This window comes from Ulvibacter antarcticus (assembly GCF_003688405.1).
GTDB lineage: Bacteria > Bacteroidota > Bacteroidia > Flavobacteriales > Flavobacteriaceae > Ulvibacter > Ulvibacter antarcticus.
In genome coordinates this window covers 20,260-38,682 of record NZ_REFC01000016.1, presented here as the reverse complement: position 1 = coordinate 38,682, position 18,423 = coordinate 20,260, and the positions used below count along the sequence as shown (strand labels likewise).

The window sequence follows — 18,423 nt, the reverse complement described above, 5'->3', positions numbered from 1 at the left end:
TTGCATCTATGTTGCGACTAGTATACAAGATTCGTCATTACTTAGAAAAACGAGGCTTCTATGTATCTTCTCGTTTAGCAGATCGCCTGGGGATGAGAGCTAAAAGTGTGCGATTGTTCTTTATATATGTATCCTTCGCAACCATGGGTGTCGGTTTCGCAATATACCTCACCCTCGCATTTTTATTGAAGCTTAAAGATTTAGTGTTTACCAAACGAACTTCGGTATTTGATCTATGAGAGTTTTTTTTACATCAAAAATAATGGCAGCAATGTCATTACTAGTGCTTGTTTTTCTCGCAGGCGTTTTGGGTTTCAGGTTCTTTTTTGAATATGAATGGGTAGATGCTTTGTATATGACGGTGATAACCATTACCACTGTTGGATTTGGTGAGCTGCATCCTTTAAGCCCCACAGAAAAAATATTTGTATCAATCTTTATTCTTTCGAGTATATTTATAGTGGGATATGCGATCTCTACCGTTACAGAATACGTTATCAGCAAAAACAATTTTGGAAACCTAAGACAGAAGACAGTGCAGAAAAAAATAGATTCAATGCAAAACCATGTCGTAGTTTGTGGCTATGGGAGAAATGGGAAGCAAGCCGTTCAGAAACTGATCGACTACAAAAAACAATTCATTGTGATTGAAAAAGATGATGAGCTTGTTGAACGTTTTTCAGATGATAAACTGCTGTTTGTTCAGGGTGATGCCATTGATGATGAGGTCTTAAAGGCCGCCGGAATAGAGAAGGCTGGAACATTAATTTGCGCGTTACCTAGCGATGCCGATAATTTGTTTATCGTACTATCTGCAAGACAAATGAACAAAGAACTTAAAATAATTAGCCGGGCCACCGAGGAAACCAGCTATCGCAAACTTAAACTGGCCGGAGCCGATAATGTAATTATGCCCGATAAAATTGGAGGCGATCATATGGCCTCTTTGGTTGTTGTTCCCGATCTTGTCGAATTTCTCGATAATCTTACCGTTTCTGGCGAAAATGACAGTATAAATGTGGAGCAAGTGCCTTTTGAAAAAGTATGCCCCAATGGTAAAGAACAGGCTATTTCGGATCTGGATCTTAGACGAAAAACAGGATGTTCAATAATTGGCTACAAATCTCCAACTGGTGAATATCTGGTAAATCCTGAACCTTCATTGGTTATAAAAAAAGACTCTAAATTAATTTTAATCGGAACACCCAATCAGATTGATAGTTTAAAAGAAATGTATAATGTTTAACAATTCTTTAGCAACTTAACATACGAAAACTTGAATTCGCAATTTTTTTTTAGCATCTTGCTAAGCTGAAAAAACAACTTTAATCTTACATAGAACATTATGAAGAAATTTCTTCTTTCCTTATTTACAATTCTTACACCACTACTAGCTTTTGCACAAGAAGCAGAAGAGGTCGGTATTGATCAAAAGATCGATGAGGCTTTTGCGCCTATATCTAGTTTCTTTTCCAACGTAATTTTCTTTGAAGTAGGCGGTGGGACACCATTTGTACTGATTTTATTAGTTGCAAGTGCGTTGTTCTTTACCATTTATTTCGGTTTTCCAAATTTTAGATATTTCTGGAGAGCGATTCAAACCGTTAGAGGAAAATATGAAGACATCGAAAAATTTGGAGCCAAAGAATTGTATGGTGAAGGAGGCGTAGCTCAAGGTATTGATATGAATAAGGTAGATGATATCGATCATCACATTGGTACCTTAGATGATAATTTGGCAGTAGATGGTGATATTAGAGATACCATAAGGGATGAAAGCTCAGATGGTGAAGTAAGTCACTTCCAAGCTTTGGCAACAGCAGTTTCAGGAACCGTAGGAAATGGAAACATTGCCGGTGTTGCCTTGGCAATTGCATTGGGAGGACCTGGAGCAACTTTCTGGATGATCATTTGTGGATTGTTAGGAATGTCAACGAAATTCGTAGAATGTACTTTAGGAGTTCAGTATCGTGATGTTGGCCCCGATGGAACTGTTTATGGTGGTCCAATGTACTATCTAAGTAAAGGACTTAAAGAAAAAGGTTTTGCGACCTTAGGAAAAATAACAGCAGTACTTTTCGCAATATTCTGTATTGGTGGATCTTTTGGTGGTGGAAACGCAGCCCAATCCAATCAGGCGACCATCGTACTAAAAGAATTATTTAATTTACAAAGTACAGCAGCCGGATTTTGGATTGGTGTCGCAATAGCCGTTCTAGTTGGAATTATTATTATTGGAGGGATTAAGCGTATTGCCTCAGTTACAGAAAAAGTAGTTCCGTTTATGGCGATACTTTATTTAGTGGCATGTTTGTACATCATTCTAAGTAATTTCACACTTATCGATGATGCAATAAGCCTTATTGTTTCTGAAGCATTCACACCACAGGCAGTTGGAGTTGGTGGTTTCATTGGAGTATTGCTTGTAGGATTTAAACGTGCGGCATTCTCGAACGAAGCCGGAGCCGGTTCTGCTTCTATTGCTCACTCGGCAGTGCGAACTAAGTATTCTGCTAGTGAAGGATTAGTAGCGCTTTTGGAGCCGTTTATTGATACTGTTGTAATTTGTACGATGACAGCATTGGTAATTATCATATTTAACTTCGGTGGTTACTTTGAATATGGTGACGTAACAGGAGCCGGAGTCGCCATAATTGATGGTGTCTCTTACGAAGGCGCGGGAATTACTTCCGTTGCATTTGCCCAATTTATACCTTATTCTAATGTGTTTTTAACCGTTGCAGTATTTTTATTCGCTGTCTCAACCATGATTTCATGGTCGTATTATGGACTGCAATCATGGAAATACCTATTTGGTCGAGGAAAAACGGCAGATATGGTTTACAAAATTTTATTTCTAGTTTTTGTTGTTGTTGGTGCAGCAGCAAATATGCGATCTATATGGGATTTCTCAGATGCGATGATCTTTGCGATGATCTTCCCGAACATGGTAGGTTTATTCTTCCTGTTCCCGGTTGTGAAAAAGCAATTGAAAAGATATCTTGATGCAATAAAACTTAAAAAATCGGCAATAGAAGATTAATCACAGCTTGTAAAAATGTAATTAATTTGTATATTTAACCTAGACTAAAGATTTTCAACTCCCAGCTTAATTGAGCCAGGAGCATGAAAAATTTAAAATCCCACCTTATCTTCAATAGAAGTCAAAGAGGTGGGATTTTGCTTTTGGTGTCTCTTATTTTAGCGCTAATTTCTATTTATCATTTGTATGATTTCTCTTCGGAAGACATTTTAGATATTTCTTCTTCTGAAATTGTTTTACTTCGGAAGGAATTGGATTCCTTAGAAATAGCCGAAATTGAAGCCCGTAAACCGAAACGCTATCCGTTTAACCCAAATTTCGTCACAGATTATAAAGCCTATACCTTAGGTATGTCGCCTGAAGAATTTGATCGATTGAAGCATTTCCGAAGCAACAATAATTGGATTAATTCCATAGCAGATTTTAAACGAGTGACTCAGGTTTCAGATTCGTTGCTCGCCGACATTAGTCCGTATTTTAAATTCCCGGATTGGGTTACTAATCCGAAACCAAAACGGAACAGTTACAAATCTAAAAGCATAGAAAAAGGGTTCGTAGATTTAGCTTTCGATCAGAAAACAGATCTGAATAACGCAACTTCAGAAGAACTTCAAAAAGTTAGCGGAATTGGAGTGGCTTTGAGCAGTCGAATTATCGCTTATCGTGATAAGATTGGAGGTTTTTCTAACGATATTCAACTATATAGTGTTTGGGGACTAAACGAGTCGGTGGTGAAAAGAACACTACATTTGTTCGCGGTTAAAACTCCCAAAGAAATAACAAAGATGGATATCAATTCGGCTTCAGCTTCAGATATAGCAACCATCCCCGGAATTTCTTTCGATCTGGCAAAAGAGATTTGGGAAGCAATACGCCTTAGAGAGCGTATCGAAAGCTTTTCAGAATTAGAAAAAATTGACAAGCTGAGTCCGTTAAAATTACGCCTAATTCAACTATATTTGTCAATTGACTAAAAAAGGGCTAATTTGATTGTTGATTTAGCATTATTCTGCCTCGATTTTACCAACCTTATAAAACAAATATGAATACTTTATACTTTACAGAAGAACACGAATTTTTTAGGAAGAGTTTCAAAGATTTCCTTCAAAAAGAGGTGGTCCCACATATTGAAAAGTGGGAAAAAACCGGAACTATAGATCGGTTTATCTGGGAAAAATTTGGTGAGATGGGCTATTTTGGTTTAGCTACTCCGGAAGCTTATGGCGGGTTGGATCTTGATCTTTTTTATACCGTGATTTTTCTTGAAGAAATGCAAAAAGTAAATTCCGGTGGATTTGCAGCTGCCATGTGGGCTCACGCATATTTGGCAATGACACATTTAAATAAAGAAGCAAATCACGAGCAAAAACTAAAGTATCTTACACCAAGTGTCTCAGGAGAGAAAATTGGATGCTTGTGTATCACCGAACCTTTTGGAGGAAGTGATGTAGGTGGAATGAGAACCACTGCTGTAAAAAAAGGCGATACCTATGAAATAAACGGTTCAAAAACCTTTATTACCAATGGAATCTATAGTGATTACTTGATTGTTGCTGCCAAAACTGCTCCCGAGCTTGGGAATAAAGGGATTAGTATTTTTGTCATGGATAGAGATACGCCGGGTATTGCAGCTACGAAACTGGACAAGTTAGGATGGCGTGCCAGTGATACAGGAGAGATCGCATTTACAAATGTGGTTATTCCCGCAGCAAATTTAATGGGAGAGGAGAACAAGGGTTTTCCATACATTATGCAGCATTTTGCGTTAGAGCGACTTATTATGGGAATCAACGCACATGCGAGAAGTGAATTTGCACTCGAGTATGCTATACAATATATGAAGGACAGAGTTGCCTTCGGAAAACCAATTTCTAAGTTTCAGGCACTACGTCATAAAGTAGCACAACTAGCTAGTGAAGTTGAAGTGTGTAAAACTTTTAATTATGTAACCGCTAAGCGTCTTAATGACGGCGAATATGTGGTAAAAGAAGCTACTATGTCTAAATTGATTTCGACCAAAGTTGCCGATGAAGTAATGTACGAATGTCTTCAATTCTTAGGAGGTTACGGCTATATGGAAGATTATCCGATGGCAAGATTGCTTCGCGACAGCCGATTAGGACCTATAGGTGGTGGAACTTCGGAAATTCTTCGTGAGATCATTTCCAAAATGGTAATCGATAATGTCGAGTATAAGCCTGCAACCTAAGCGACCACTTCTATAATATACTATTGGCCTTGTTTTTGTAAGTTGGTAGTTGTAATTCAAATTTTATATAGCAGATGAAGTATAGTAAATTAAGACTTTTTGTTGGTTTGTTAGCCTGCCTTTTAAGTATAAATGCATTCTCGCAAAAGGAGCTGAAAGGTAAGGTTGTCGATTTCATAACCTATGAGCCAATCGAAAGCGCCAGTATCTATATTGAGAATTCAACGATTGGTACAGTAAGTAATACAGATGGAAATTTTGTGTTGCGCGTTCCTCAAGCAAGAGTCAATGACACATTGGTTATATCTTCTATTGGTTTTAAAAGTTTTAGAACTGCGGTAAAAGATTATAATGCAGCCGAAGATATATTTTTAGAGGAAGACATGGCGTCACTTGATGAGGTAATTCTAATTGCAGACACCCGTCCCAAGACAGGTAATGATATTGTTTTAAGAGCCATAAAAAGACTTCCAAATAACCTTCCTGAGCAACCATATTTACAGAAGGGATTTTTACGCCATAAAGAGAAAAATAAGAGAGAATACAAATGGCTTATTGAAAGCGCGATTACTATATACGATTCCAGTTATGCTTCGGGCGCGGAAGATAACCTGAAAATAAACGTAGATGAAAACAGAAAGAGTTACGATCTAAGGGATGTGGATAGTTTGTACGCGTATAGTTCCTATTTGAGGAATACTTCAGGAGAGTTTAAAATGAGCGCCAAACAGCTTCGTAGAGATACAATAGCGACTGCTACCTTGGTGGAAGCTATTAAATGGAATGATGATCGTGTAAATGGGCTCGGACAGCTTTTTAAGGGCAGACTAAACTTGATGCGAAACGCAAACATGGGAGATGCACTGTTTGGTGAAAATGTGCTACAGCATCATCAGTTTAGACTAGATACGATTTTAGTTGATAATGGACGTAAGCTGTATAAGATTGAAATATTAAAAGGAAAGGAATATGTAGGTTTAAATACAAAACGAATCTACAACGAAGGATTTGAGCCTCATGGCTGGTTGTATATTTATTGGGATAGCTATGCAATTAAGAAAATTGAGTATGATCTAATTGCATCTTCAGACAAGCAAAAAAGGCGAAGTAAAAGTCTTTTCGGTACTTTAAACAATCATAAGTTGGTGATCACTTATATGGAATATCAGGAAAAAATGTATCCGAAGTATTTCTATTATGAAACCCCGAAACTTGTGAACGTAGGTGATAGGTCTTCAGATAAATTATATAAAACGGATGAGGAACGAAAAAAGGAACGAGAAGAACAATTTTACAATACGGTTCAGGAAATTCTCTTTACTGAAACCATCCAGGATCCTGAATTAATTTCCGAAGCGCTGCAACAACCTTGGTCTGAAGATATTTTTATGCAAAGACCTTATAATAAAGAGTTCTGGAAGAATTACAATGTCTTATTAGAAAGTGAAGAAGAGGAAAAACTGATACAGGATTTGAGCAAGCGAGCTACCTTGTTTAAGCAATAAATAATCATTTCGAATAAAAAATCTAAAATCTAAGATCTCATATCTAAAATCTTTATATCTTTGCCGTCCAAAAGAGAGGAGGTTATGACACTATGTTAATTATACCAATAAAAGACGGAGAGAATATCGATAGAGCATTGAAGCGTTTCAAGCGTAAGTTCGATCGTACAGGAACAATGAGACAATTGCGTTCAAGACAAGCTTTTTCAAAGCCATCTGTTGTACGTAGAGCTCAGATTCAGAAAGCACAATATATTCAAGGACTTAGAGACGCTGAAGAAATTTAAGCAATTTAATTCTTAATAGATACACCACCGCACATTTTCGTCCGGTGGTTTTTTTATGCCTTTATTTTTCAGTCAGCTAGGTCATTGTCGTATCTTTAACAAATCATCAATTGTTCATGAACAGTTGCAGTCTCAGTCTCAGTCTCAGTCTCAGTCTCAGTTGCAGTCGCAGATGCAGTTGCAGTCGCAGTTGCAGTCTCAGTCTCAGTCTCAGTCGCAGTTGCAGTCTCAGTAAATAATGATTTTTTTTACTATAAACTGAACACTGAACACTGAACACTGAACACTGTAAACTGAACACTGAGACTGAAAACTTAACCACTAACTACTAAAGACCAATAACTAAATCAATGCCCTTCCAGGATTTTACAGATTATCTCAACTTAGAGAAAAAGTATTCGCCTCATACCGTGAAGGCTTATCTCAATGATTTGGAGACTTTTTTATTATTCGCTTCGGAAGGATACGAATATCAAAACATAAGGGAAGTAAACTATTCGGTGATTAGAAGTTGGATTGTTTCATTGGTTGATGCGGGTATTTCAAACCGAAGTATTAACAGAAAGATTTCATCCTTAAAAACCTATTATAAATTTCTTCTGAAGACATCTCAAATTGAAGTATCACCTTTGGTAAAACACAAGGCGTTAAAAACTTCAAAGAAAGTACAAATCCCTTTTTCAGAAAAAGAGATAGAAAAAGTATTGGAAATGATGGAAGGAGCAAATGATTTTAATGGCGTTAGAAATCGATTAATCGTAGAGCTTTTCTATTCCACCGGAATCCGAAGAGCCGAATTAGTGAATCTTCAGTTAAACGATGTGTCATTGTCTCAGAAAACCATCAAAGTATTGGGGAAAAGGAACAAGGAGCGTATTATACCTTTATTGCCTTCCGTAGCTGAAACGATTGAACAATATTTAGCCTTTAGAAATGGTTTGGATAAGATTGCTGACAATTCCTATTTTTTCCTTTCGTTAAAAGGCGTTAAAATTTACGAAACGCTTGTCTACAGAGTAATAAATACATACTTTAGTAAAGCATCTGAAAAGGTAAAAAAGAGTCCGCATATTTTACGGCATTCTTTTGCAACACACCTTCTCAATCAGGGTGCCGATTTAAATGCAGTAAAAGAATTGCTAGGGCATTCGAGTCTTGCTTCTACTCAAGTATATACGCACAACAGTATTGCTAAATTAAAGGAAGTATACACAGATTCTCACCCCCGAAATTCTAAATAAAATTAATAAGATACTATATGAATTGAACCTCGGTCCATACTTAACTCAAAGTAAGTATTGAATTCGGGGCTTTTATATGTTTTAATAACCCAAAATTAAATGATAATGAAAGTGAACGTACAGACACCAAATTTCGCGGCCAAGGATGCCCTGATTTTATTTATTGAAAAAAGACTTTCGAAGCTAGAACAATTTTACAGTAAGATAATTTTTGCAGATGTTTTTTTAAAGGTTCAAAAGACTAGTGAAAAACAAAATAAAACGGTCGAAATTTTATTGAGTATTCCCGGTGGTGATCTGATTGTCAAAAAAGAAGCTAAAACTTTTGAAGAAGGCACAGACGAATGTGTTCAATCTTTAGAACGACAACTAAAAAAGCGCAAACAAAAACAAAGAGCTTTTTTATAAGAAATTTTTAGAAAAAAGTTTTGTAGAAAAAATAATTTCTATACATTTGCAGTCCGTTAGAAATAGCGGACTTTTTTATGGCTAAAAAGTCGTCTTAAAAGCCGATGTAGCTCAGCTGGCTAGAGCAGCTGATTTGTAATCAGCAGGTCGTGGGTTCGAGTCCCTCCATCGGCTCTAAAAAAGGCAAATAGTTCTTAGAAATATTTAAGACTTGAGGGGAGATACTCAAGCGGCCAACGAGGGCAGACTGTAAATCTGCTGACTACGTCTTCGCAGGTTCGAATCCTGCTCTCCCCACTAGTTGAGCGTAAAGCTGAATGAGGATCTTTGCAGGTTCTCCCGACGCTTCGGGACTGCTCTCCCCACATAAAATTTCTGCGAAGGCAAGAATTTTATAAAACTCAAATAAACAACTTTCAAATCCCAAAAGGATTTTGTAAGTTATGTTAAAATGAGAATTGAAATATTGATACCAAGAGAATCCTTGATTTTCTTTTCTAAAATTCCACGGTTGGAATTTGTGATTTGAAATTTTGGAATTTTCAAAAGCGGGAGTAGCTCAGTTGGTAGAGCGTCAGCCTTCCAAGCTGAATGTCGCCAGTTCGAACCTGGTCTCCCGCTCTAATGGTTCTTTCAATTATTGAATTTTTACAATTGTATTGTAGATTTTTAAATTTGTTAGAATGATAGGGTGAGTAGCCTGTCCTGAGCGAAACGTGAGTGGAGTCGAAGGGAACCTGGTCTCCCGCTCTAATAATTAGTAATCATATTTAGTGTTTGATTTCTGATTATAATTTTTGAGTTTAAAGTCTGTAATTGAACTATAACCTTAAACTCTAATCCTGTAACCCAATAAGCCGGTGTAGCTCAGGGGTAGAGCGTTTCCTTGGTAAGGAAGAGGTCATGGGTTCAATTCCCATCATTGGCTCAAATTGAAAAGAAAAGTGAACACTAATATATAACTAAGATTAAATTAATACAACATGGCAAAAGGAACATATGATCGTTCGAAACCTCACTTAAATGTAGGTACTATTGGACACGTAGATCACGGTAAAACAACATTAACTGCTGCTATTACAAAAGTAATGGCAGATGCTGGTTATTCAGAAGCTAGATCTTTTGATCAAATTGACAACGCTCCTGAAGAGAAAGAAAGAGGTATAACAATCAACTCTTCACACGTTGAGTACATGACAGCTAATCGTCACTACGCACACGTTGACTGTCCTGGTCACGCCGATTACGTAAAGAACATGGTTACTGGTGCTGCTCAAATGGATGGTGCTATTCTTGTAGTTGCTGCTACAGATGGTCCAATGCCACAAACACGTGAGCACATCCTTTTAGGTCGTCAGGTAGGTATTCCACGTATCGTTGTATTCATGAATAAAGTGGATATGGTTGATGATGAAGAATTACTTGAGCTTGTAGAAATGGAGATCAGAGATCTACTTTCTTTCTACGAGTATGATGGTGACAACGGACCTGTTATCGCTGGTTCTGCACTTGGTGCATTGAACGGTGAGCAAAAATGGGTTGATACTGTATTACAATTAATGGAAGCTGTTGATACTTGGATTGAAGAGCCATTACGTGAGATTGATAAGCCTTTCTTAATGCCTATTGAAGATGTATTCTCTATTACAGGTCGTGGTACTGTTGCAACTGGTCGTATTGAGACTGGTGTAGCAAACACTGGAGATCCTGTAGAGATCATTGGTATGGGTGCTCAAAAATTGACATCTACTATTACTGGTATTGAAATGTTCCGTCAGATTCTTGATAGAGGTGAGGCAGGAGATAATGCTGGTATCCTTTTAAGAGGTATTGAGAAGTCTCAAATCTCAAGAGGTATGGTAATCGTTAAGCCTGGTTCAGTAACACCACACGCTAAGTTTAAAGCTGAGGTTTACGTACTTAAGAAAGAAGAAGGTGGACGTCACACTCCATTCCATAATAACTACCGTCCACAGTTCTACGTACGTACAACTGATGTAACAGGAAATATTTCTCTTCCTGATGGAGTTGAAATGGTAATGCCTGGTGATAACTTAACAATTCACGTTGAATTGATTCAAGCTATCGCAATGACTATTGGTCTTCGTTTTGCAATCCGTGAGGGTGGTAGAACTGTAGGAGCAGGTCAGGTTACTGAGATTTTAGACTAATTAAGTCATAGTATAAAAAAAGTAAAGGTGTCCTCCAATTTGGCGGACGCCTTGACTTTTATAACGGGTTTACCTGCCTGTCGATAGGCAGGGCTTAGCGAAAAGCATAGGTTTTGTGGGTGATCCGATAAGTATAAACGGGTTTAGCTCAGTTGGTAGAGCACTGGTCTCCAAAACCAGGTGTCGTGAGTTCGAGTCTCTCAACCCGTGCAAGTATTGAAATAGTTTTTTTGAAGTTGAAAGGCTTCGGAAGAAAATACAACTTGAATCGAGAACTCCTTTTTATTTGAAGAGTCTCTCAACAAGTTTACACTGAGCGCAGTCGAAGTGTGCAAGTATTGAAATAGTTTTTTTGAAGTATGATAGCTTCGGAAGAAATTGAGCTTGAATCGAGAACTCTTTTTATTTGAAGAGTCGCGAAGAAAGTTTACACTGAGCGTAGTCGAAGTGTGCAAGTATTGAAATAGTTTTTTTTGAAGTATGATAGCTTCGGAAGAAATAGAGCTTACAAAGCGGCTTTCAAATTATTTGAGAGTCACGACAAAGTTTACACTGAAATAAGATTGTGCAAAGCACATTCCGAAGTTAAGTGAGCTTGTTTGAATAGAATGTATTAAACAGCAAATGATGGTAAATTATCTTAAAGAATCTTATAACGAACTGAGAAATCACGTTACCTGGACCCCTTGGTCTGAGGCGCAACGTCTAACTGTTATTGTAGCAGCCTTTTCTGTGATATTGGCTTTGGCTGTTTGGGGAATAGACACGGTGTTCAGTAAAGTTATAAGTTATTATTTCGACTTGATTAAGTAATAATTCAAGATGACAGAAATTAAAAGTACAAAAAAGTGGTATGTTGTTCGTTCAGTTAGTGGACAGGAGAACAAGATTAAAGCGTATATCGAATCTGAGATAACACGCCTAGATCTTGCTGACTACATTGAGCAAGTCTTAGTGCCTACTGAAAAAGTAGTACAGATCCGCAACGGAAAAAAAGTACACAAAGAACGTGTTTACTTTCCTGGATATATTATGGTTCAAGCAAGTTTGGCCGGAGAAGTACCGCATATAATAAAATCAATCAACGGGGTGATAGGATTCCTAGGGGAAACTAAAGGTGGAGAGCCGGTGCCGTTGCGACAGTCGGAAGTGAATAGGATGTTAGGGAAGGTAGATGAGTTGTCTGTAAAAGATGACAATGTGAATATTCCTTTTGTGATTGGAGAGACTGTAAAAGTGATCGATGGACCGTTTAATGGATTTAACGGGAATGTTGAGAAAATAAATGAAGAAAAGCGTAAGCTTGAAGTGATGGTGAAGATCTTCGGAAGAAAAACTCCACTTGAACTAAGCTATATGCAAGTTGAAAAAGTTTAATTGTTACACGCTATAATAGGTTTTTTTCTTAGGCTTCCACTTCAGAATAAAACCACATTAAATTAATTAGAATGGCAAAAGAAATCAGTAAAGTAGTAAAGTTGCAAGTTCGCGGAGGCGCTGCTAACCCATCGCCACCAGTTGGACCGGCTTTAGGTGCTGCTGGTGTGAATATCATGGAGTTCTGTAAGCAGTTTAATGCTAGAACACAGGATAAGCAAGGAAAAGTATTACCAGTTCAGATTACAGTTTTTAAAGACAAGTCTTTTGACTTTGTAATTAAGACTCCTCCTGCTGCGGTACAAATCCTTGAAGCTGCTAAGACCAAAAAAGGGTCTGGAGAGCCACACATTAAGAAAGTAGCAACTATTTCCTGGGATCAAGTGAAGACTATCGCGGAAGATAAGATGCCCGATCTAAATGCATTTACCGTTGAGTCTGCTATGAAAATGGTAGCTGGTACTGCAAGATCAATGGGTGTGAAAATAAAAGGTGCTGCACCTTTTTAATCATCAAAAAGAATCTATAAAATGGCAAGATTAACAAAAAAGCAAAAAGAAAATACTGCGAAAGTGGAGGCGAGAGTCTACTCTGTTGCAGAAGCTTCTGCTTTAATAAAAGAAATCTCCAACACTAACTTTGATCCTTCTGTGGACCTTGCAGTGCGTCTTAATGTAGACCCACGTAAAGCGAACCAGATGGTAAGAGGGGTTGTTACCTTACCACATGGTACAGGTAAAGATGTAAAGGTGTTAGCATTAGTTACTCCCGATAAGGAGGCTGAAGCTAAAGAAGCCGGTGCAGATTATGTTGGATTAGATGAGTACCTCGATAAGATTAAAGGAGGTTGGACAGATGTTGATGTGATAGTAACTATGCCAAGTGTTATGGGTAAATTAGGGCCATTAGGACGTGTTTTAGGACCTCGTGGATTAATGCCTAACCCAAAGACTGGTACAGTAACTATGGATGTCGCTAAGGCCGTTTCTGATGTGAAAGCTGGTAAGATCGACTTTAAAGTTGATAAGACTGGTATTGTACACGCAGCAGTTGGAAAAGCATCTTTCGATGCTGAGAAAATCGCAGGAAACGCAAGAGAATTATTAACTACCCTTATGAAATTGAAGCCTCAGGCCTCTAAAGGTGTTTACATGAAAAGTATTTTTATGTCAAGTACTATGAGTCCGAGTATTCAAATTGATACTAAAAGGTTTACTGAGCAGTAAAATATAGGAATTATGACAAGAGAAGAAAAATCAAAAGTAATTAAGACCTTAACTGCTCAATTAACAGAGAATCCTATAATTTATTTAGCAGATATCTCTGGACTTAATGCCGATAGCACTTCAAATTTACGTCGTGCTTGTTTCAAGGCTAATGTTCAATTATCAGTAGTTAAAAATACGTTGCTTGCAAAAGCAATGGAAAGTTCCGATAAAGACTTCGGTGAATTAACGGGAACACTTAAAGGAAATACTTCTTTAATGTTTTCTGTAACCGGAAATGCTCCTGCAAAAATTATCAAGGAATTCAGAAAAAAATCTGAAAAGCCTGTTTTGAAGGGTGCGTTTATCGAAGAAGCAGTTTATGTAGGTGATGATCAGTTGGACAACTTGGTTAACATCAAATCAAAAGAAGAGCTTCTTGGAGACATCATCGGATTACTTCAATCGCCTGCTAAAAATGTTATCTCTGCTCTTAAGAGTGGTGGCAACACAATCGCAGGAATTGTTAAAACCTTATCGGAAAGAGAAGGTTAATACTTTAAGCACTAATTAAATTACATTATAAATTAAAATTATTAAAACGATAGAAAATGGCAGATTTAAAAGATTTCGCAGAAAAATTGGTTAACCTAACAGTAAAAGAGGTTAATGAGTTAGCAACTATATTAAAAGACGAGTACGGTATTGAGCCTGCTGCTGCAGCTGTAGCTGTTGCCGCTGGTGGAGGTGCTGCTGGTGAAGCTGAAGAAGAAAAAACAGAATTTGATGTTATTCTTACAGCAGCCGGTGGATCTAAACTTGCAGTAGTAAAACTAGTTAAAGAATTAACTGGTGCTGGTCTTAAAGACGCAAAAGAATTAGTTGATAATGCTCCTTCTCCAATTAAAGAAGGTGTATCTAAAGACGAAGCTGAAGCACTTAAAGCACAGTTAGAAGAAGCTGGAGCAGAGGTTGAGCTTAAGTAAGCTCCCAACGTACCAAACCTTAAGGTTTAGGTCTTATCCGCAATAGCCGGATTAGACCTAAACCATTTTGCGTATATAATGGTTAACACTATTTTCAATACGCGCACAATGTTTTTTTAATTAAAATTCCGTCCATAGATGTCAGCAACGCAAACTGAAAGATTGAATTTTTCCTCTGTAAAAAATAAGCCGGATTATCCCGACTTTTTGGACATTCAGATCAAATCCTTCCAGGATTTTTTCCAATTGGAAACCAAATCAGAAGAAAGAGGCCAAGAAGGACTTTACAAGACCTTTTTAGAGAATTTCCCGATTACCGATACGCGTAATCAATTTGTATTAGAGTTTTTAGACTATTTCGTAGATCCGCCAAGATATTCCATTCAGGAGTGTATTGAACGTGGACTTACGTACAGTGTGCCTTTAAAAGCACGTCTAAAATTATTCTGTACAGATCCGGAACATGAGGATTTCGAAACTATTGTTCAGGATGTTTACTTAGGTACAATTCCTTATATGACACCTAGTGGTACCTTCTGTATCAATGGAGCTGAGCGTGTTGTTGTGTCACAGTTACACCGTTCACCTGGTGTTTTCTTCGGACAATCATTCCACGCGAATGGAACCAAATTATATTCTGCCCGTGTAATTCCTTTTAAAGGATCATGGATTGAATTCGCTACCGATATCAATAGCGTTATGTACGCTTATATCGATAGAAAGAAAAAATTACCTGTTACGACGCTTTTCCGTGCTATCGGTTTTGAAAGAGATAAGGATATCCTTGAAATTTTCGACCTAGCTGAAGAAATTAAAGCTTCAAAAACAGGACTTAAAAAATACTTGGGTCGCAAATTAGCTGCCCGTGTACTTAAAACATGGCACGAAGATTTCGTTGATGAGGATACTGGTGAAGTAGTATCTATTGAGCGTAACGAAATTGTATTGGATCGTGATACTGTTCTTGAAAAAGATCATATCGATGAGATTTTGGATTCAGGTTCAAAAACCATCCTTTTACATAAAGAAGATAACCATTTAGCAGATTATGCGATTATTCATAATACGCTTCAAAAGGATCCTACTAACTCCGAAAAGGAAGCGGTAGAACATATCTATAGACAATTACGTAACGCTGAACCGCCCGATGAGGAAACCGCTCGTGGAATCATCAATAAATTATTCTTCTCAGATCAGAGATATAATTTAGGTGAAGTAGGACGTTATAGAATGAATAAAAAGTTAGGTCTTGATATCGCAATGGACAAGCAGGTGCTTACCAAAGAGGATATCATTACTATCGTTAAATATTTAATTGAGTTGATCAACTCTAAAGCTGAGATCGATGATATTGATCACCTTTCAAATCGTCGTGTACGTACGGTTGGTGAGCAGTTGTCTCAGCAATTTGGCGTTGGACTAGCGCGTATGGCGCGTACTATTCGTGAGCGTATGAATGTACGTGATAACGAAGTGTTTACTCCGATTGACCTTATTAATGCAAAGACTCTGTCTTCTGTTATTAATTCTTTCTTCGGAACAAACCAGCTTTCTCAATTTATGGATCAAACTAATCCTCTTGCTGAAATTACGCACAAGCGTCGTTTATCAGCACTAGGACCAGGAGGTTTATCGCGTGAAAGAGCAGGATTTGAGGTTCGTGATGTTCACTATACTCACTATGGAAGACTTTGTCCAATCGAAACACCTGAAGGTCCAAACATTGGTTTGATATCTTCACTTTCGGTATATGCAAAAGTGAATAACCTTGGGTTTATCGAAACTCCTTATCGTAAAGTAAATGATGGTAAAATCGACCTTAAAAATGAGCCGATATACCTTTCAGCTGAAGAAGAAGAAGAGAAATTAATCGCACAAGCGAATATTCCTATCAAAGAAGATGGAACCATCGATACTGATAAGGTAATTGCTCGTATGGAAGGTGACTTCCCGTTAGTAGACCCGAAAACGGTTCACTATACTGATGTTGCGCCGAACCAGATTTCATCTATTTCGGCCTCTTTAATTCCATTTTTGGAACATGATGATGCAAACCGTGCCTTGATGGGATCTAACATGATGCGTCAGGCGGTACCTTTATTAATCGCAGATTCTCCAATTGTTGGAACTGGATTGGAGCGTCAGGTAGCTTCAGATTCTAGAGTATTGATCAATGCAGAAGGAGATGGAACTGTTGAATACGTTGATGCAAATGAAGTTACTATTAAATACGACCGTACCGAGAATGAGCGTATGGTTAGTTTTGATAGTGATTCAAAAACCTATCAGTTAGTAAAATTCAGAAAGACAAACCAAAGTACTTCTATCAACCTGAAGCCTATCGTTAAGAAAGGTGACAGAGTTCAGAAAGGACAGGTTTTATGTCAGGGTTATGCAACTGAAAAAGGAGAACTAGCACTTGGACGAAACATGAAAGTAGCCTTTATGCCTTGGAAAGGGTATAACTTTGAGGATGCGATCGTTATTTCTGAAGAAGTAGTACGTAATGATATTTTTACATCGATTCATATTGATGAGTATTCTCTTGAGGTAAGAGACACTAAGCTAGGTAACGAAGAATTAACAAATGACATTCCTAACGTTTCCGAAGAGGCGACAAAAGACCTTGACGAAAACGGAATGATTCGCGTTGGTGCTGAAGTAAAACCTGGTGATATCCTTATTGGTAAGATTACACCAAAAGGAGAAAGTGATCCAACTCCTGAAGAAAAATTACTTCGTGCTATCTTTGGTGACAAAGCCGGTGATGTAAAAGACGCTTCTTTAAAAGCTTCTCCTTCATTACATGGTGTTGTAATCAACAAAAAGTTGTTTGCACGTGCAGTAAAAGATAAACGTAAAAGAGCTAAAGACAAAGAAGATATCGCAGAACTTGAAGTAAAGTACGACGGTAAATTCGATGGGCTTAAGGACGTATTAGTAGAAAAATTATTTACAATCGTTGGAGGAAAAACTGCACAAGGGGTCATGAATGACCTTGGTGAAATAGTATTCCCAAAAGGTAAGAAGTTTACGCTGAAAATGCTGAATGTAGTTGAAGACTATACTCACTTGATTGGAGGAACATGGACAACAGATGACGAAACCAACCTATTGGTTGCCGATTTGATGCACAACTACCGAATTAAAGAAAACGATTTACAAGGAAACCTTCGTCGTGAGAAATTTACGATCTCTGTTGGGGATGAATTGCCAGCAGGTATCTTAAAACTAGCCAAGGTATATATCGCTAAGAAACGTAAGTTGAAAGTAGGGGATAAGATGGCGGGACGTCATGGTAACAAAGGTATTGTTGCCCGTATCGTTCGTCAGGAAGATATGCCTTTCCTTGAGGATGGAACACCGGTAGATATCGTGTTGAATCCGCTTGGGGTACCTTCTCGTATGAACATTGGTCAGATCTATGAAACCGTATTAGGTTGGGCAGGTCAGAAATTAGGTCGCAAGTATGCTACTCCAATTTTTGATGGTGCTACTTTAGATCAGATCAACGAAATTACTGACGAGGCTGGTATACCAAGATTCGGACATACGTATCTGTATGATGGTGGAACAGGTCAACGTTTTGATCAACCAGCAACTGTTGGGGTGATCTATATGTTGAAACTTGGACACATGGTAGACGATAAGATGCATGCTCGTTCTATAGGACCATACTCATTAATTACGCAACAACCATTAGGTGGTAAAGCCCAATTTGGTGGACAGCGTTTTGGAGAGATGGAAGTATGGGCACTTGAGGCTTATGGTGCATCGGCAACATTACGTGAAATACTGACAGTAAAATCTGATGATGTTATTGGTAGAGCTAAAACTTACGAGTCGATCGTAAAAGGTGAAGCAATGCCAGAACCGGGACTTCCGGAATCATTCAACGTGTTAATGCACGAATTGAAAGGTTTAGGACTTGATATTAGATTAGAAGAATAAAAAAATAGTAAACAGTAATCAGTCGGCAGTACACACTGTC

General features: G+C 37.9%; 17 protein-coding genes and 5 tRNA genes. All 22 read left to right on the top strand.

Annotation, left to right across the window (positions count from 1 at the left end; genetic code table 11):
* Positions 1-8: 8 nt before the first annotated feature.
* The gene (locus tag BXY75_RS15810) at positions 9-239 is read left to right on the top strand and encodes a PspC domain-containing protein (protein ID WP_121908752.1); all 231 of its coding nucleotides are present in this window, start codon (positions 9-11) and stop codon (positions 237-239) included.
* 32 nt (positions 240-271) lie between these two features.
* Complete coding sequence (locus tag BXY75_RS15805) at positions 272-1,246, top strand: potassium channel family protein (protein ID WP_245962994.1); 975 nt, start codon at positions 272-274, stop codon at positions 1,244-1,246.
* A gap of 99 nt (positions 1,247-1,345) precedes the next feature.
* Positions 1,346-3,043 (top strand): alanine/glycine:cation symporter family protein, encoded by a 1,698-nt coding sequence (locus tag BXY75_RS15800; protein ID WP_121908750.1) that lies wholly within the window; start codon positions 1,346-1,348, stop codon positions 3,041-3,043.
* A gap of 83 nt (positions 3,044-3,126) precedes the next feature.
* Positions 3,127-4,017, top strand: a complete 891-nt coding sequence (locus BXY75_RS15795) for a ComEA family DNA-binding protein (protein WP_121908749.1) — start codon at positions 3,127-3,129, stop codon at positions 4,015-4,017.
* Positions 4,018-4,085: 68 nt separating this feature from the next.
* Positions 4,086-5,252, top strand: coding sequence for an acyl-CoA dehydrogenase family protein (locus tag BXY75_RS15790; protein ID WP_121908748.1), 1,167 nt, complete (start codon positions 4,086-4,088; stop codon positions 5,250-5,252).
* A 74-nt stretch (positions 5,253-5,326) separates the two neighbouring features.
* Positions 5,327-6,757, top strand: a complete 1,431-nt coding sequence (locus BXY75_RS15785) for a carboxypeptidase-like regulatory domain-containing protein (protein WP_121908747.1) — start codon at positions 5,327-5,329, stop codon at positions 6,755-6,757.
* 92 nt (positions 6,758-6,849) lie between these two features.
* The gene (rpsU, locus tag BXY75_RS15780) at positions 6,850-7,044 is read left to right on the top strand and encodes a 30S ribosomal protein S21 (RefSeq protein WP_093145197.1); all 195 of its coding nucleotides are present in this window, start codon (positions 6,850-6,852) and stop codon (positions 7,042-7,044) included.
* A 350-nt stretch (positions 7,045-7,394) separates the two neighbouring features.
* Entirely contained in the window at positions 7,395-8,285 is an 891-nt protein-coding gene (locus BXY75_RS15775) for a tyrosine-type recombinase/integrase (protein ID WP_121908746.1), read from the top strand.
* A gap of 105 nt (positions 8,286-8,390) precedes the next feature.
* Positions 8,391-8,693, top strand: a complete 303-nt coding sequence (gene hpf / locus BXY75_RS15770) for a ribosome hibernation-promoting factor, HPF/YfiA family (RefSeq protein ID WP_121908745.1) — start codon at positions 8,391-8,393, stop codon at positions 8,691-8,693.
* 100 nt (positions 8,694-8,793) lie between these two features.
* A tRNA-Thr gene (locus BXY75_RS15765) sits at positions 8,794-8,867 on the top strand.
* A 41-nt stretch (positions 8,868-8,908) separates the two neighbouring features.
* Positions 8,909-8,990: transfer RNA gene (locus BXY75_RS15760), tRNA-Tyr, on the top strand.
* A 251-nt stretch (positions 8,991-9,241) separates the two neighbouring features.
* Positions 9,242-9,314 (top strand) — tRNA-Gly (locus BXY75_RS15755).
* 235 nt (positions 9,315-9,549) lie between these two features.
* A tRNA-Thr gene (locus BXY75_RS15750) sits at positions 9,550-9,621 on the top strand.
* 55 nt (positions 9,622-9,676) lie between these two features.
* A complete protein-coding gene (tuf, locus tag BXY75_RS15745) occupies positions 9,677-10,864 on the top strand; it encodes an elongation factor Tu (protein ID WP_121908744.1) in 1,188 nt (395 codons plus the stop codon).
* Between the two features lie 137 nt (positions 10,865-11,001).
* Positions 11,002-11,074: transfer RNA gene (locus tag BXY75_RS15740), tRNA-Trp, on the top strand.
* 417 nt (positions 11,075-11,491) lie between these two features.
* Positions 11,492-11,677 carry a preprotein translocase subunit SecE gene (gene secE / locus BXY75_RS15735; protein WP_121908850.1) on the top strand — a complete coding sequence of 62 codons (186 nt, stop codon included), beginning with the start codon at positions 11,492-11,494 and terminating at the stop codon, positions 11,675-11,677.
* Positions 11,678-11,686: 9 nt separating this feature from the next.
* Positions 11,687-12,241 (top strand): transcription termination/antitermination protein NusG, encoded by a 555-nt coding sequence (gene nusG, locus BXY75_RS15730; RefSeq protein ID WP_121908743.1) that lies wholly within the window; start codon positions 11,687-11,689, stop codon positions 12,239-12,241.
* Positions 12,242-12,312: 71 nt separating this feature from the next.
* Positions 12,313-12,750 (top strand): 50S ribosomal protein L11, encoded by a 438-nt coding sequence (gene rplK / locus BXY75_RS15725; RefSeq protein ID WP_121908742.1) that lies wholly within the window; start codon positions 12,313-12,315, stop codon positions 12,748-12,750.
* Between the two features lie 21 nt (positions 12,751-12,771).
* Positions 12,772-13,467 (top strand): 50S ribosomal protein L1, encoded by a 696-nt coding sequence (gene rplA / locus BXY75_RS15720; protein ID WP_121908741.1) that lies wholly within the window; start codon positions 12,772-12,774, stop codon positions 13,465-13,467.
* 12 nt (positions 13,468-13,479) lie between these two features.
* Positions 13,480-14,001 carry a 50S ribosomal protein L10 gene (gene rplJ, locus BXY75_RS15715; protein WP_121908740.1) on the top strand — a complete coding sequence of 174 codons (522 nt, stop codon included), beginning with the start codon at positions 13,480-13,482 and terminating at the stop codon, positions 13,999-14,001.
* Between the two features lie 56 nt (positions 14,002-14,057).
* On the top strand, positions 14,058-14,432 hold the full coding sequence (rplL, locus tag BXY75_RS15710; protein WP_121908739.1) for a 50S ribosomal protein L7/L12: 375 nt from the start codon (positions 14,058-14,060) through the stop codon (positions 14,430-14,432).
* A 138-nt stretch (positions 14,433-14,570) separates the two neighbouring features.
* Positions 14,571-18,383, top strand: coding sequence for a DNA-directed RNA polymerase subunit beta (gene rpoB, locus BXY75_RS15705; RefSeq protein ID WP_121908738.1), 3,813 nt, complete (start codon positions 14,571-14,573; stop codon positions 18,381-18,383).
* The last annotated feature ends 40 nt before the right edge of the window (positions 18,384-18,423 follow it).

Bases quoted from the DNA above. Each gene is read 5' to 3' on its own strand.
- tuf (WP_121908744.1), top strand. From the start codon at position 9,677: ATGGCAAAAGGAACATATGATCGTTCGAAACCTCACTTAAATGTAGGT.
- BXY75_RS15805 (WP_245962994.1), top strand. From the start codon at position 272: ATGTCATTACTAGTGCTTGTTTTTCTCGCAGGCGTTTTGGGTTTCAGG.
- nusG (WP_121908743.1), top strand. From the start codon at position 11,687: ATGACAGAAATTAAAAGTACAAAAAAGTGGTATGTTGTTCGTTCAGTT.
- hpf (WP_121908745.1), top strand. From the start codon at position 8,391: ATGAAAGTGAACGTACAGACACCAAATTTCGCGGCCAAGGATGCCCTG.
- rplL (WP_121908739.1), top strand. From the start codon at position 14,058: ATGGCAGATTTAAAAGATTTCGCAGAAAAATTGGTTAACCTAACAGTA.
- rplA (WP_121908741.1), top strand. From the start codon at position 12,772: ATGGCAAGATTAACAAAAAAGCAAAAAGAAAATACTGCGAAAGTGGAG.
- rpsU (WP_093145197.1), top strand. From the start codon at position 6,850: ATGTTAATTATACCAATAAAAGACGGAGAGAATATCGATAGAGCATTG.
- BXY75_RS15775 (WP_121908746.1), top strand. From the start codon at position 7,395: ATGCCCTTCCAGGATTTTACAGATTATCTCAACTTAGAGAAAAAGTAT.
- rplK (WP_121908742.1), top strand. From the start codon at position 12,313: ATGGCAAAAGAAATCAGTAAAGTAGTAAAGTTGCAAGTTCGCGGAGGC.
- rplJ (WP_121908740.1), top strand. From the start codon at position 13,480: ATGACAAGAGAAGAAAAATCAAAAGTAATTAAGACCTTAACTGCTCAA.
- BXY75_RS15810 (WP_121908752.1), top strand. From the start codon at position 9: ATGTTGCGACTAGTATACAAGATTCGTCATTACTTAGAAAAACGAGGC.
- BXY75_RS15785 (WP_121908747.1), top strand. From the start codon at position 5,327: ATGAAGTATAGTAAATTAAGACTTTTTGTTGGTTTGTTAGCCTGCCTT.
- rpoB (WP_121908738.1), top strand. From the start codon at position 14,571: ATGTCAGCAACGCAAACTGAAAGATTGAATTTTTCCTCTGTAAAAAAT.
- BXY75_RS15800 (WP_121908750.1), top strand. From the start codon at position 1,346: ATGAAGAAATTTCTTCTTTCCTTATTTACAATTCTTACACCACTACTA.
- BXY75_RS15795 (WP_121908749.1), top strand. From the start codon at position 3,127: ATGAAAAATTTAAAATCCCACCTTATCTTCAATAGAAGTCAAAGAGGT.
- BXY75_RS15790 (WP_121908748.1), top strand. From the start codon at position 4,086: ATGAATACTTTATACTTTACAGAAGAACACGAATTTTTTAGGAAGAGT.
- secE (WP_121908850.1), top strand. From the start codon at position 11,492: ATGGTAAATTATCTTAAAGAATCTTATAACGAACTGAGAAATCACGTT.